This is a genomic window from Mycobacterium sp. 1164966.3, from assembly GCF_001665395.1.
In the GTDB taxonomy this organism is placed as follows: Bacteria; Actinomycetota; Actinomycetes; order Mycobacteriales; family Mycobacteriaceae; genus Mycobacterium.
In genome coordinates, this window is sequence record NZ_LZSG01000025.1 from 1 (window position 1) to 13,312 (window position 13,312).

Genomic DNA, 13,312 nt, shown 5'->3' on the forward strand with positions numbered 1-13,312 from the left:
GCCATCACCCCAGGTGTCACCCATGACTCGACTCATCTGTCACCTATGTCGTGAACTCAGACACCCCCTCGGACACCCCCGCGTACACCAACCCAGACACCACGTCCGATCCCGGTTCGTGACCAAGCCAGATGACAAGCCCGGCGAGAAGCCCCCTCGCAACACTGGCCCGGACGTAGGCTTGATGGCTAGGAGTCCCCATGAACCCACCGAGCGGCTTTCTGCGGCGGACGTCGGAGCGCACCTTTCGCGACCGCCGCGAAGCGGGCCGCGTGCTGGCCGAGGAGCTGGCCTCGTACCGGGGTAGGGACGGCTTGCTGGTTCTGGGCTTGGCTCGCGGCGGTGTTCCCGTCGGCTGGGAGGTCGCTTCCGCGTTGCGGGCCCCGCTGGATGTGTTCCTGGTCCGCAAGCTCGGGGTACCGGGGTGGGCAGAACTGGCCATGGGCGCCCTGGCCAGCGGCGGCGGGGTCGTCATGAACGACAATGTGGTGTCCAGCCTGCACGTCAGCGACGAGCAGGTGCGCGCGGTGATAGCCCGCGAGACGACGGAGCTGCAGCGACGCGAGCAGGCCTACCGGGATGGCCGGCCGCTCGCCGACCCGCATGGCAAGACCGTGATCCTGGTCGACGACGGCATCGCCACCGGAGCCAGCATGCTGGCGGCGGTCCGCGCTTTGCGGGCCGCCAGCCCCGACTCCGCCCCCGAATCGATAACTGTCGCGGTCCCGGTCGGGCCGCCCTCAGCTTGCCGCGAGCTCGCCCGCGAAGCAGACGACGTCGTGTGCGCCACGATGCCGCCGGCGTTCGAGGCCGTCGGGCAGGTCTACCGTGACTTTCACCAGGTCACCGATGACGAGGTGCGCGAATTCCTGGCCACCCCAACGGGCGGTGGCTAAGCGGGCTACTACTTGGATCCCTCGTCGCGGCTGATTGCCGACTGCTGGGTCGCATCGCCATCCGCTTCCTCATGCGATTCGCCGGCAGCGGTCTCTTCGTCGGCGTCGGTGAGCTCCTCCGGATAGTCGACGTAGTCGTCCCCTTCGCCGGCTCGCTCTCCGTCGTCTTCGCCGTCATCACCTGCGGCGCGCGCCCGGCGCTCACGCAGCGCGTCGATGATCAACAGCACCACCCCGATAACACTGGCAACGATGCATACCCAGGCCACCAGCTCATTGCTTGTGACGACCGCGAACACCAGCGCGACGAGCCCAACCAGGGCCAGTACCAGCGCAATGATCAACATCGATTACCCTCCGGCCGACGAGCGGGACTGTCCTCGTTCAGGACAGCTCTGATGTGCCAACCGTGCAGTCCGGCACATGTGGGGTCCAGTGGCGATCGCAAGCGCGGCAGAGCCGGGCGGTGCGGGTCGCCACCATCTGCCTAGTTGTTCCCCCGGCTGAACTGGTCGAACCCGCCGCCGTCCGCGGTGGAATCGACCGGAGCCGCCGATCCGCGCTGACCGAGTTCCTCGAGCTGAGATTCCAGGTAGGTCTTGAGCCGGGTGCGGTACTCGCGTTCGAACGTCCGCAGCTGCTCGAGACGGCCTTCCAGCACCGTGCGCTGCTGGTTGATGGTTCCCATGATCTCGGAATGCTTGCGTTCGGCATCGGCCTGCAGGGCGTCGGCTTTCTCCTGGGCTTGACGCAACTGACTCTCGGACCGCGTCTGGGCGTCGGCGAGCATCGCCTCGGCGCGTTGCCGGGCCTCGGCAACCGTGGTGTCCGCGGTGTGGCGGGCTTCGCTGAGAATCTGGTCGGCATTCGCGCGCGCATCGGCCAGCATCTTTTCCGACTCGGCCTTGGCGGTGCCGGTGAGCCGGTCGGCGGTGTCTTGCGCCAGAGCCAGCACCCGAGCGGCCTTCATCGCCTGTTCCTCGTTGGTCCCGGCCGCGGCCGCAACCGGAGCGGCCACCGGTGCCGGGGTCGGTTCAGGCTCGGGTTCGGGTTCGGGGATCGGTATTGCCTGGGTCGGCTGCGCGGAAAGAGAAGCCGCACCAGCGCCCGCCCCCCCGGCGAGCTCTTGATCCAGCTCCGCGATTCGCTGACGCAGATCTGCATTTTCTTCGATAAGCCGCGTCAGCTCGTTCTCCACCAAGTCGAGGAAGGCGTCGACCTCGTCTTCGTTGTAACCGCGCTTGCCGATTGGAGGCTTGCTAAACGCCACATTGTGGACGTCAGCTGGTGTAAGCGGCATTGTTCGTTCCCCTCGAGTTCCTGTCAAACGCTCTGGAAAGTGTAGAACGGTCTGGCAGCCATCGTGCAACTGCCGCCCATCCTGTCACACCAGACCCGCCGGTTGCTGATTGGACCAATAAATAAGGACGAATTTCAAACTCTAAATTCCGTGTTCTTAGATTTGAAATCGCGCGCCCTGAACTGTCGCCGAACCGTGCCCGAAACGACTCTCCGCGACACCGCCGCGAAAGCCCAACTCACGTCCGGCCCAGCGCCACCTGCCAGCCGATGAAGACGACGAGCAGCAGCACCATGATGGACAAGTCGAAGCGGACCGCGCCGATGGTCAGTTGCGGGATCAGCCTGCGCAGCAGTTTCACCGGCGGATCGGTGATCGACATGATGATCTCCAGGATCACCACAGTGATACCGGTGGGGTGCCAGTCGCGGCTGAATGAGCGGATGAACTCGATGACAATCCGGAAGATGAGCAGCACCCAGAAAAAGAACAGCGCAAACCCAAGGATCTTAACGAACAGCACCGATGACCCGACCTTAACGATGAGATGTCAATAGCCGCCCTCGCGACGATTTTCAGCGTACCGACTCAGGAGGTCGACACACATCTGAGCCGTCGGGCAAGCAGAGCGCCTCGCCGGGGTGCCGGCCTGCAACGGGCCGGCGTCTGCGTCTATTGGTAAGCGTAGAAACCGGTTTCGGCAATCCGGCGCCGCTCCTCGGGGGAGACGTCGACGTCGGCGGGTGAGAGCAAGAACACCTTGGTCGCCACCTTGTCGAATGAGCCACGCAACGCGAAGGCCAGGCCAGCTGCGAAGTCGACCAGCCGTTTGGCGTCGGCGTTGTCCATCGAAACCAGGTCCATGATGACCGGGGTACCGTCGCGGAACCGTTCACCGATGGTGCGGGCCTCGCTGTAGTCCTTGGGCCGCAGCGTGGTGATCTTTGACAGCGGGTGGCCTTCCTCGAACATCATCGCCATGCGTCGTGGGTCCATGGCCAGCGCGCCCCGCGTGGAGTTGCGCAGCCACGACCCCAAGCGGGGTCGGCTCATGTCGGCGCGGTCGAACTCGCGGGCGCGGAATGGAGGTTCCTCGCCGTAGCCGCCCCGATAGCTGCTGGGCGGTGGGTAGTCAGTCGGCTCGCGGCGCGGGTCCTCGTAGTCGCGCCCTTCGTAACGGCCGTAGTCGTCGTCGAATCGCGGCCGGGAATATCCGCGGGACGGGGCGCGGTCGTCGTAGTACTCGTCGTCGTAGTCGTCCATCGGCGCCATACCGAAGTAGGCCTTGACCTTATGCAGTGTGCTCATTGCGTGACCCCTTCTAGCCCCTGGGAGTATTGGTGTCTGTGATGAAGGTGTGACTACAGTGACTAATTACGGTGACCGTAACCGCCTCGGGCCCAATAGCGCGGTACCGACACGCACACATGTCGAACCATGTTTGACGGCGATTTCCAGATCGTCGGACATCCCCGCGGACAGCCCGACGGCGGTCGGGTGGGCTTCCAGCACCCGCTGATGCTCGGATTGGAGCCGGTCAAACGCTTGTTCGGGGTCCCAGTCCAGCGGCGGTATCCCCATCAGCCCGATCAGTTCCAGACCGCGCGACTCCTGCACCTGTGCGCAGACCTGGTCGAGCGCCCCGGGAGCGGTGACGTCCACGCCGCCGCGGGACACGTCGCCGTCGAGGCTGGCCTGAACGTAGACCCGCAGCGGGTGCTCGCGACGGCCATCGGACATCGCCGTAACGACCGCGCGGTCCAGCGCGGTGATCAACTGTCGGCTGTCCACCGAATGCGCCGTGTGCGCCCAGCCGGCCAATGACCGCGCCTTGTTCCGCTGAATCCGGCCTACCATGTGCCAGTTAATATTTCGCATATCTCGCGTATCGATGCGCGCAGATGCCGTGCAAAGCCGGGTAAGTTCGGCAATCTTCGCCCTGGCTTCCTGCTCGCGCGATTCACCAACGGCCCGGCAACCCAATCTGGACAAAATTGCGACATCGGTTGCCGGAAAGAATTTGGTAACGGGTAGAAGTTCAATTTCGCCGACATTGCGGCCCGCCGCTTCCGCCGCCGCCGCGAGCCTGGATCGCACAGCCGCCAGCGCATGCGTCAATTCCGATTCGCGGTCGCCATTATCGTCACGGGACGCCGCCAGCTCCGCCGCCATTACGGTCATTCCATCCAGACGAGCGACGCCAGCCGCCCCGTCGGCGCGTCCCGGCGATGGCTGAACAAAGTCGGGTCGGCGACCGTGCAGCGCGGATCGATATCGATCGACGCCACACCCAAATCGCCCAACTGGCAAGCGATTCCGGCCCGCAGGTCCAGCCCGGGGGTCCCCGCAGCGGTTGTGGTGCGGCTGCCCGGCAACGCGGCCTCAACCTCGTCGGCCATTGCCGCGGGCACTTCGTAGTTGCGGCCGCTGACCGCCGGCCCGAGCAGCGCCGAAATGTCCTCGGTCCGTGCGCCCTGGCTCAGCATCGCCTCCACCGCACGCGCGACGACGCCCCGCTGCGCGCCGACCCGGCCGGCATGGACGGCCGCCGCCACGCCGGCACGCGCGTCGGCCAGCAACACCGGCACACAGTCGGCCGTCACCACCGCCAGCGCGAGTCGCGCCGTGGTGGTCACCAATGCGTCGGTGCCGTCAACCGCAGCATCCCGTGGCCCGTCGACCACTGCTACCCGGTCACCGTGTACCTGGTTCATCCACACCACCCGGTGGGCAGCCAAACCGATGGCGGCGGCCAGCCGGCCCCGGTTGGCCGCAACTGCCGCCGGGTCGTCACCGACATGGTCACCGAGGTTGAAGGTATCGAAGGGCGGCTTCGACACGCCGCCCGCCCGGGTGGTGGTCACCCGCCGGATGCGAACGCTCACATGCCCAGTATCCGGATTCGGCGCGCATCAATGGCCCCCACAGACCTCAGTGAGCCTCAGCGACGCATGAACGGAGGCACGTCGACGTCGTCGTCGTCGCCGCCGATGCTCAGCGTCGCGCCATTGGTGTGCACCGGCACGCTGACCGCGTCCACCGGCTCGAACAGCGTCGAGGTGAGCTTGCCGGCCTTGGCCGTCTCGATCCGGTGCGCCCCGCCCTTCTCCCCGGCGCTGCCACCGACCACGGGTTTGCGGCCGGGGCCGGCGTCGAAGCCGGCCGCGATGACGGTGACGCGCACCTCGTCGCCGAGCGAGTCGTCGATGACAGTGCCGAAGATGATGTTGGCGTCTTGGTGAGCGGCGTCTTGCACCAGCGAGGCCGCCTCGTTGATCTCGAACAGGCCCAGGTCGCTGCCACCGGCAATGGACATCAGCACGCCCTGGGCACCCTCCATCGACGCTTCCAGCAGCGGCGAATTGATCGCGATCTCAGCCGCTTTGAGCGAGCGGCCTTCACCGCGGGCCGAGCCGATACCCATCAGCGCGGTGCCCGCCCCCGACATGATGCCCTTGACGTCGGCGAAGTCGACGTTGATCAGCCCGGGCGTGGTGATCAGGTCGGTGATGCCCTGCACACCGTTGAGCAGCACCTCGTCGGCGCTGCGGAAGGCATCCATCAGCGACACCGCCGCGTCGCCCATCTGCAGCAGCCGGTCATTGGGGATCACGATCAGGGTGTCACAGCTTTCCCGCAGCGCGTTGATCCCGTTTTCGGCCTGGTTGCTGCGCCGCTTCCCCTCGAACGAGAACGGCCGGGTGACGACGCCGACGGTCAGCGCGCCCAATTTGCGGGCGATGCTGGCGACGACGGGTGCCCCGCCGGTGCCGGTTCCGCCCCCTTCGCCGGCGGTGACGAACACCATGTCGGCCCCACGCAGCAGTTCTTCGATCTCGTCCTTGGCGTCTTCGGCGGCCTTGCGCCCGACCTCGGGGTCTGCGCCGGCGCCCAGCCCGCGGGTGGAGTCGCGCCCGACGTCGAGCTTGACGTCGGCATCGCTCATCAACAGCGCCTGCGCGTCGGTGTTGATCGCGATGAACTCCACGCCCTTGAGGCCCTGTTCGATCATCCGGTTGACGGCGTTGACGCCACCTCCACCGATGCCCACGACCTTGATTACGGCCAAGTAGTTATGCGGGGGGGTCATCATGTGTTTTCCTCCCATGGTGGGCCTGTCCTTCCCCGTCTCTGCCGGGGCTGCTCCCGTTCGGTGTTCTCTCTGCTGTCTACGGTGTGTCCGCTTGGCAAACCCTCAACCTCAACCATAGAGTTAGAGTTATGTCAAGTAGTTCCGCGTAACCAGAACCGTATTGGCAGGACGCGGGCTAACCCTGCAGGCGCGCCGACACGCGGCGGGCGAATTTTTAGTGATTGGCGTGACGGGTTTCGGCTCCGGCGCCTCAGGGTGACGCTGCAGCTGGCCCCATTCGCGCTTCGATCTCGACGGATGGGTCGGTGACGTCCGCGCGACGACCGAACCTGACTACTTGACGGTCGGTAGGTCTGGGCTGGACACGTCGTAGGTGCGCCCGGGCTGCGTCAACAGCGCTGCCAGCTTGACGGCCTTCTCTTCGGCGCGATCGGTGCTCCCCCAGATCACCACCCGCCCGTCGGACAGGGTGAGCGTGATCGATGACACCGACGGCGCCGCGATGCGGCCCACCTGTCCCGCGACCTCTGGATGCAGCGTGGTCAACACTTGCAGCGCCGCCTTGGTCGCCGGATCGCTCGGCCCGGGATTGTCGACCTCTAGATAGGGCAGCGCCGCCGGCGGTGGAGCGGTCGCAAAGTCGACGCCGTCGCGGTCGAACAGGTGCGGACCGTCCGGAAAATCCTTCACCGCCACCGGAACTCGCTCGACAATGGTGATTCGCAGTGCAGACGGGTACTGACGCTGCACCCGCGCGCTGGCCACCCGCCGGATCGCGGCCACCCGGTCGGCGACCTGGCTGGTGTTGATCTGCAGCAGCGGCGTCCCGAGGCGCACCTGTGCAGCGTCGAGAACCTCCTCGCGCGCGACCGCCCCGGTCCCGGTGACGATGATGGAGCGTGCCGACATCGCCGGCGTGAAGTACAGGATCAGCGCCAGCCCGACGCCGGCAATGACCAGCAGCACCGTCCAGAGCAACATCTTGAGGCCCCGAACAACGCCTCGCTGAACGGGTTTCGGCTCGTTGACCAGGTGCACGCGGGCCTGGCGCTTGGCTTCCCGGCGGGCGTGCTCGATCGCGGTGGCGCGAGCCTGCGCGGCGCGGCGCTCGGCTCGCTCCCGTCGCGCCCGCCGCCGTGGCCCCTCGACCTCGGCTTCGGTTTCGGCCGTTTCGTCCTGCGCCTGGCCGTCATCGGCGGGGACCGGCTCGGTGGCGGCGGTGTCGCCGGTGGAGTCGCCCCCGACCGGTTCGATCTGGTCGGCGGGCTCGCTCATCGCAACACCCCGGACTGGCCGGGCGCGCTTCGGTTGGCCCGCGCCCGCAGCGCGGTTACGATCTCCGGTCCCAGCATGGTGACGTCGCCGGCGCCCATCGTGACGATGACGTCGCCGGGGCCGGCCGCGGCGGCCACCTCTGCGGCGACTGCCGAGAAATCCGGAAGATAGCGCACCGGCGCGCTGACGTGCTGGGCGACGCTGGCACCGCTGACGCCGGCGAGCGGTTGTTCGCGCGCGCCGAAGACGTCCAGGACGAACACCTGGTCGGCGGCACTCAACGCCCGGCCGAACTCCGCGGCGAAAGCCTTTGTCCGCGAATACAAGTGGGGCTGAAAGACCACGACGGACCGGCCCTCGTCGCTCTGTTCGAGCAGAGTGCGCACGGCCGCCAGCGTCGCGCTGATCTCCGTCGGGTGGTGGGCGTAGTCGTCGAATACCCGCACCGAGGCCGCGCTGCCGACCAGTTCGAATCGGCGTCGCACGCCCTCGAAACCGGCCAGTCCGTCGAGCACCTCGTCGGCGGCCGCGCCGACCTCGACAGCGGCCAGCAGGGCGCCCAGCGCGTTGAGCGCCATGTGCCGGCCGGGCACCGACAGCCGCATCACCCGCACGGGCTCGCCCGCCAGCTGAATGTGCGCGACGGCCTCGGTGCCCTGCTGTTCCCAGGACAGCAGCGTGCCGGCCAAGTCGTCTCCCGACGAGCCGTAGCGCAGTACACGCACGCCAAGATCGGCCGAGCGTTGGGCCAGCGCGGCGGCCCCCGGGTCGTCGGTGCACACGACCACCGCCCCGCCGGGCGCGAGCCGCTCCACGAAGGAGTCGAACACGCCGACATAGGCGTCGGTGCTGCCATAGAAGTCCAGGTGGTCGGACTCGATGTTGGTGACCACTGCGACGTGTGGCCGGTATTCCAGCAGCGAACCGTCGCTTTCGTCGGCCTCGGCGACGAAGCAGTCACCGCTGCCGTGGTGGGCGTTGGTACCGGCCTCACCCAGTTCCCCACCGACCGCGAAGGACGGATCCCGCCCGCAATGCTGCAGCGCGACGATGAGCATCGAGGTCGTCGTCGTCTTGCCGTGCGTGCCGGTGACCATCAGCGTGGTGCGCCCGTTCATCAGCTTGGCCAGCACGGCGGGCCGCAGCACCACCGGAAGGCCGCGGCGGCGGGCTTCGACGAGCTCGGGGTTGGTCTTGGGAATGGCGGCATGGGTGGTGATGACGGCGGTGGGACCGCCGGGCAGCATGTCCAGCGACGACTCGTCGTGCCCGATCCGGATCAGCGCTCCCCTGGCCCGCAACGCGTGCACGCCGCGCGACTCCTTGGCGTCTGATCCGGATACCAACCCGCCGCGGTCCAGCAGGATGCGGGCGATGCCGGACATGCCCGCGCCGCCGATCCCCACCATGTGCACCCGCTGCAGCTCGGGGGGCAACTGCTCGGTGTTCACTGCGGCCTCCGGGCCAGGCGCGGCGACCGCCGGCCCTTGCGGGCTATGTCCAGCGCCGCTTGTGCCACCTGGCGCGCAGCGTCGCGATGTCCCACCCGCGCGGCGGCTGCCGTCATCGCGGCCAGCCGCGCTGGATCGGTGAGCAGCCCGGCCGCCTCGCGGGCCACCAGGCCGGGTGTCAGGTCGGCGTCGGCGACGAGCATGCCGCCACCGGCGTTGACCACGGGCAGCGCGTTGAGCCGCTGTTCGCCGTTGCCGATCGGCAGCGGGACGTAGATGGCCGGCAGGCCCACGGCCGACACTTCGGCGACCGTCATCGCGCCGGACCGGCATATCACCAGGTCCGCGACGGCGTAGGCGAGGTCCATCCGGTCCAGGTAGGGCACCGCCACATACGGCGGATCACCCGGTTCCGGAGTGCGCAGCTCGAGGGTGTTCTTGGGTCCGTGGGCGTGCAGCACGGCCACGCCCGCGGCAGCCAGCTCGGCCGCGGCCGCCGACACCGCCCGGTTGAGCGACACCGCGCCCTGCGAACCCCCGAACACCAACAACACCCGCGCGTCCGGGGCGAAGCCGAAGTGCGCACGCGCCTCGGTGCGCAATGCCGCGCGGTCCAGGGCGGTGATGGCGGCGCGGACGGGTACGCCCACGACCTCGGCGCGGCGCAGCCCGGAATCGGGCACGGCGGAAAGGATCCGGTCCGCCGTGCGGGCACCGACCCGGTTGGCGATACCAGCCCGGGCGTTGGCCTCGTGGATGAGCACCGGCACGCGGCTCCGGCGGCCCGGGACCCCCCGGGCCGCCAGGTAGGCAGGCAGTGCCACGTACCCGCCGAAGCCGACGACCACGTCGGCGTCGACGGCATCGAGCACCGACCGGGTCTCCCGCACCGCGCGCCACACCCGCGACGGCAGCCGGGCCAGGTCACCGGTGGGCTTGCGCGGCAACGGTACGGGGGTGATCAGTTCCAGGTGGTAGCCGCGTTCGGGCACCAGCCGGGTCTCCAGCCCCCGCGCGGTGCCCAACGCGGTGATACGGACTTGCGGGTCCAGGGCGCTCAGGGCGTCAGCGACGGCCATTGCCGGTTCGACATGGCCGGCGGTACCGCCTCCGGCAAGCACCACTGAGAGAGATGCCGGTGCGGAACTCAAAGAGCCCAAAGAGCCTGGTGTGGCTTCGCCGTGGTGGGGTGTCCCCAGCCCGCCGGCCGGCTCCCTGACCGTGTCGTTCACCCGTAACGTTGACCTTCCAGTGCGCGAACGCGCCGTGTCTGACGCTGGCCGGCCCCGTGACTGCTATGGCGCTGGCCAGATCCATGATGCCCCCAGCCCGCCCGATCAGCCGTACGAGGTGCGGCCGATCGCACGGGGCGGCCCGACTCCCGGGCAGTCCGCCGGACGGGCGGTCGGGGCGGTTTGGCCGCCGTCTTACCCGCTTTCGAGGCCGGTTGCGAGCGGTTGCCCTTGCGGTCGCGGAACGCCTCGAGGCGGCTCGCCGCATACGGCTCCGGCAGCGGCAGCCGCAGCAGCCGGTTCATCTTGTCGTCGCGTCCGGCCCGCAGCGCGGCCACCGCCTCCGGTTCGTGGCGAGCCGCGTTGGCCATGATGCCGATCATGAAAAGCGTTGTGGCCGTCGATGTTCCGCCGGCGGAAATCAGTGGCAGCTGCAAACCGGTGACCGGCAGCACGCCGATCACGTAGCCGATGTTGATAAACGCCTGGCCCAGCACCCACAGCGTGGTGGTGGCGGTGAGCAGCCGCAGGAACGGATCGGCCGATCGGCGCGCGATGCGCATCCCGGTATAAGCGAACAAGCCGAACAGCCCTAGCAGTCCGAGCGCGCCGATCAGGCCGAGTTCCTCGCCGATGATGGCGAAGATGAAGTCGTTGTGGGCGTTGGGCAGATAGTTCCATTTGGCCACGCCCTGACCGAGACCGTCGCCGAAGATGCCGCCGTGGGCCAGCGCGAACTTCGCCTGCCGGGCCTGATAGCCGGTGTCCATCGGGTCCATCTCGGGATCCAGCCAGGACCGCACCCGGTCAGACCGGTAACCGGCGGACATCGCCAGGATGGCACCGGCGATGACGACGGCGACCAGCGAGCTGCCGAAGACCCGCAGCGGCAGGCCGCCGTACCACAGCAGCCCCAGCAGGATGATGCCCAGCGACACCGTCTGCCCGAGGTCGGGCTGGGCGACGATCAGCCCCAGCGCAATTACGGCGGCCGGCACCAACGGAATCAGCATCTCGCGCAGCGACGCGCGTTCCATCCGCCGCGCGGCCAGCAGGTGCGCGCCCCAGATCGCGAACGCGATCTTCGCCAATTCCGACGGCTGCATGGACAGTCCCGCTACGACGAACCACTTTCGCGAGCCGTTGGCCAGGTTGCCGATCCCCGGTACCAGCACGAGCACCAGCAAAATGACGGTGACGACGTAGCCGCTAAAGGCGACCCGCCGCAGGAACCGCACCGACATGCGCAGGGCGACGTAGCAGCCGATGAGCCCGATGACCGTCCACAGCACCTGCTTGCCAAAAATCACCCACGCCGACCCGTCGTCGCCGTAGGAGCGCACCCCGGACGCGGAGAGCACCATGATCAGGCCGAGCGTCGTCAGCAACGAAGCGACCGCGATGATCAGGTGGAACGACGTCATCGGCCGGCCCAGCCAGGCGCCGAATCGCCTCCGCGGACCGATCTTTTCGGGTTTCTCGGGTTCTTTGTCCGGCGAATCGTCCGTCGGTGCAGCGGCGTCCTCGGCGGGCTCACAGGTGTCCGCTGAGTCGTCAGGTGAACTGTCGTTGTCTTTCTTGCCCCGGCGCACCAGCCGGGTCAGCGCGATACCCACGCGCCTACCGGATCGCCGCGCGTACAGCGGCCGCGAAGGCGTCCCCGCGGTCGGCGTAGCCGGTGAACTGGTCGAACGATGCACCGGCGGGCGCTAACAGCACCGTGTCACCCGCTGTGGCCAGGTCGCGGGCCGCGGCTACGGCCGCCGCCATCACGCGAGAGCCGATAGTTCGCCCCGAATCGTCAACTTTTGTCACAGGAACCACAGCAGTCGCATGCATCTCAACATCCTCGCCTGTAACAACGTGGACGACGGGAACATCCGGCGCGTGTCGTGATAACGCCTCGGCAACCACCGCGCGGTCTTGGCCGATGAGTACCGCGCCGACCAGCCGGCCGGCCATGCGGGCCACCTCGGCATCCACCGAGGCGCCCTTGAGCAGACCACCGGCTATCCACACCACCCGCGGATAGGCCAGCACGGACGCCAGCGCGGCATGGGGGTTGGTTGCCTTGGAGTCGTCGACGTAGCGGATGCCGTCGGCGATGGCCACCAACTCCGAGCGGTGCCGGCCCACCTGGAAGGACGAGATCGCGGCCCGGATTGCTTCAGCGGGCGCACCGACGCTGCGCGCCAGCGCCGCCGCGGCCAGCGCGTCCAACGCTCCGACCGGGCCTGGCACCGGTATCGACGCGGCCGGCAACAGCGCCAGATCATCGGCGAAGGCGCGGTCCACCAGCTGACCGTCGCGCACACCGAGCTCGCCGGGAGCCGGCTCGCCCAGCCGGAAGCCGACCCGTACCGGCGCCGGTGCGGTGTCCAGCAGTGCGGCGGCGCGGCTGTCGTCCAGACCGGCCACCGCCACCCGCCCGGTCAGCACCCGGGCCTTGGCCGCGGTGTATGCGGCCATCGTGTGATGCCAGTCCAGATGGTCTTCGGCGATATTGAGCACCACGCCGGCCTCCGGCCGCAGCGACGGCGCCCAAAACAGCTGGAAGCTGGACAATTCCACGGCCAGTACGTCGGCCGGCTCAGCCAGCATGTCGAGGACCGGATCCCCGACGTTGCCGCACAACACGCTGCGCAGGCCGGCGGCCGTCAACATGGCGTGCAGCATCGACGTCGTCGTGGTCTTACCATTGGTGCCCGTCACAACCAGCCAGCGCCGCGGCGGCCCGTAGTGGCCGGCGGCGTCGAGCCGCCAGGCCAACTCCACATCACCCCAGATCGGTACGCCCGCCGTCGCCGCGGCGGCCAGCACGGGCGTCGTCGGCTGAAATCCCGGACTGGTGACCACCAACGCATACTCGGCGACCTGCTGTACCGCCGCCGAAGGGTCCACCGTCTCGACCCCGTTCTCGGCGAAGGAGCGCAGCATGGCCGGGTCGTCGTCGAACACCGTCGGCACCGCGCCGAACCGGGTCAGTGCGGCCACGACCGCCCGGCCGGTCACCCGGGCACCGGCTACCAGCACGGCCGCGCCGGGTACCAGCGGGTCAAGCACGT

General features: G+C 68.3%; 12 protein-coding genes and 1 pseudogene. 1 reads left to right on the forward strand and 12 read right to left on the reverse strand.

Annotated elements, in window-relative coordinates:
- Positions 1 to 197: 197 nt before the first annotated feature.
- Positions 198 to 896 (forward strand): annotated as a pseudogene (locus tag A9W99_RS08885) (phosphoribosyltransferase); the annotation flags it as partial.
- An 8-nt stretch (positions 897 to 904) separates the two neighbouring features.
- Here the strand turns inward: A9W99_RS08885 and A9W99_RS08890 are convergent.
- The 12 genes from A9W99_RS08890 to murD all read right to left on the reverse strand — a co-directional run bounded on the left by A9W99_RS08890 (position 905) and on the right by murD (position 13,310).
- Positions 905 to 1,243: a hypothetical protein gene (locus A9W99_RS08890; protein WP_067375903.1), complete on the reverse strand. Its 339-nt coding sequence runs from the start codon at positions 1,241 to 1,243 to the stop codon at positions 905 to 907.
- A gap of 140 nt (positions 1,244 to 1,383) precedes the next feature.
- Positions 1,384 to 2,196: a DivIVA domain-containing protein gene (locus A9W99_RS08895; protein ID WP_067375905.1), complete on the reverse strand. Its 813-nt coding sequence runs from the start codon at positions 2,194 to 2,196 to the stop codon at positions 1,384 to 1,386.
- A 238-nt stretch (positions 2,197 to 2,434) separates the two neighbouring features.
- Positions 2,435 to 2,719 carry a YggT family protein gene (locus tag A9W99_RS08900; RefSeq protein ID WP_067375907.1) on the reverse strand — a complete coding sequence of 95 codons (285 nt, stop codon included), beginning with the start codon at positions 2,717 to 2,719 and terminating at the stop codon, positions 2,435 to 2,437.
- 149 nt (positions 2,720 to 2,868) lie between these two features.
- Complete coding sequence (locus A9W99_RS08905) at positions 2,869 to 3,504, reverse strand: cell division protein SepF (RefSeq protein WP_067375908.1); 636 nt, start codon at positions 3,502 to 3,504, stop codon at positions 2,869 to 2,871.
- Between the two features lie 66 nt (positions 3,505 to 3,570).
- Positions 3,571 to 4,368, reverse strand: a complete 798-nt coding sequence (locus A9W99_RS08910) for a YggS family pyridoxal phosphate-dependent enzyme (protein WP_156623025.1) — start codon at positions 4,366 to 4,368, stop codon at positions 3,571 to 3,573.
- 5 nt (positions 4,369 to 4,373) lie between these two features.
- The gene (pgeF, locus tag A9W99_RS08915; protein ID WP_067375912.1) at positions 4,374 to 5,081 is read right to left on the reverse strand and encodes a peptidoglycan editing factor PgeF; all 708 of its coding nucleotides are present in this window, start codon (positions 5,079 to 5,081) and stop codon (positions 4,374 to 4,376) included.
- A gap of 56 nt (positions 5,082 to 5,137) precedes the next feature.
- A complete protein-coding gene (gene ftsZ, locus A9W99_RS08920; protein ID WP_067228942.1) occupies positions 5,138 to 6,286 on the reverse strand; it encodes a cell division protein FtsZ in 1,149 nt (382 codons plus the stop codon).
- Positions 6,287 to 6,622: 336 nt separating this feature from the next.
- Positions 6,623 to 7,564 (reverse strand): cell division protein FtsQ/DivIB, encoded by a 942-nt coding sequence (locus A9W99_RS08925; protein WP_067375914.1) that lies wholly within the window; start codon positions 7,562 to 7,564, stop codon positions 6,623 to 6,625.
- On the reverse strand, positions 7,561 to 9,015 hold the full coding sequence (gene murC / locus A9W99_RS08930; protein WP_067375916.1) for a UDP-N-acetylmuramate--L-alanine ligase: 1,455 nt from the start codon (positions 9,013 to 9,015) through the stop codon (positions 7,561 to 7,563). Before murC ends, A9W99_RS08925 begins: the two co-directional genes overlap by 4 nt.
- The gene (gene murG / locus A9W99_RS08935; RefSeq protein WP_067375918.1) at positions 9,012 to 10,247 is read right to left on the reverse strand and encodes an undecaprenyldiphospho-muramoylpentapeptide beta-N-acetylglucosaminyltransferase; all 1,236 of its coding nucleotides are present in this window, start codon (positions 10,245 to 10,247) and stop codon (positions 9,012 to 9,014) included. The genes murC and murG overlap by 4 nt, the downstream gene beginning before the upstream one ends.
- A complete protein-coding gene (gene ftsW / locus A9W99_RS08940; RefSeq protein ID WP_067375920.1) occupies positions 10,244 to 11,863 on the reverse strand; it encodes a putative lipid II flippase FtsW in 1,620 nt (539 codons plus the stop codon). The genes murG and ftsW overlap by 4 nt, the downstream gene beginning before the upstream one ends.
- Positions 11,864 to 11,867: 4 nt before the next feature.
- Positions 11,868 to 13,310 (reverse strand): UDP-N-acetylmuramoyl-L-alanine--D-glutamate ligase, encoded by a 1,443-nt coding sequence (murD, locus tag A9W99_RS08945; protein ID WP_067375922.1) that lies wholly within the window; start codon positions 13,308 to 13,310, stop codon positions 11,868 to 11,870.
- Positions 13,311 to 13,312 lie beyond the last annotated feature (2 nt).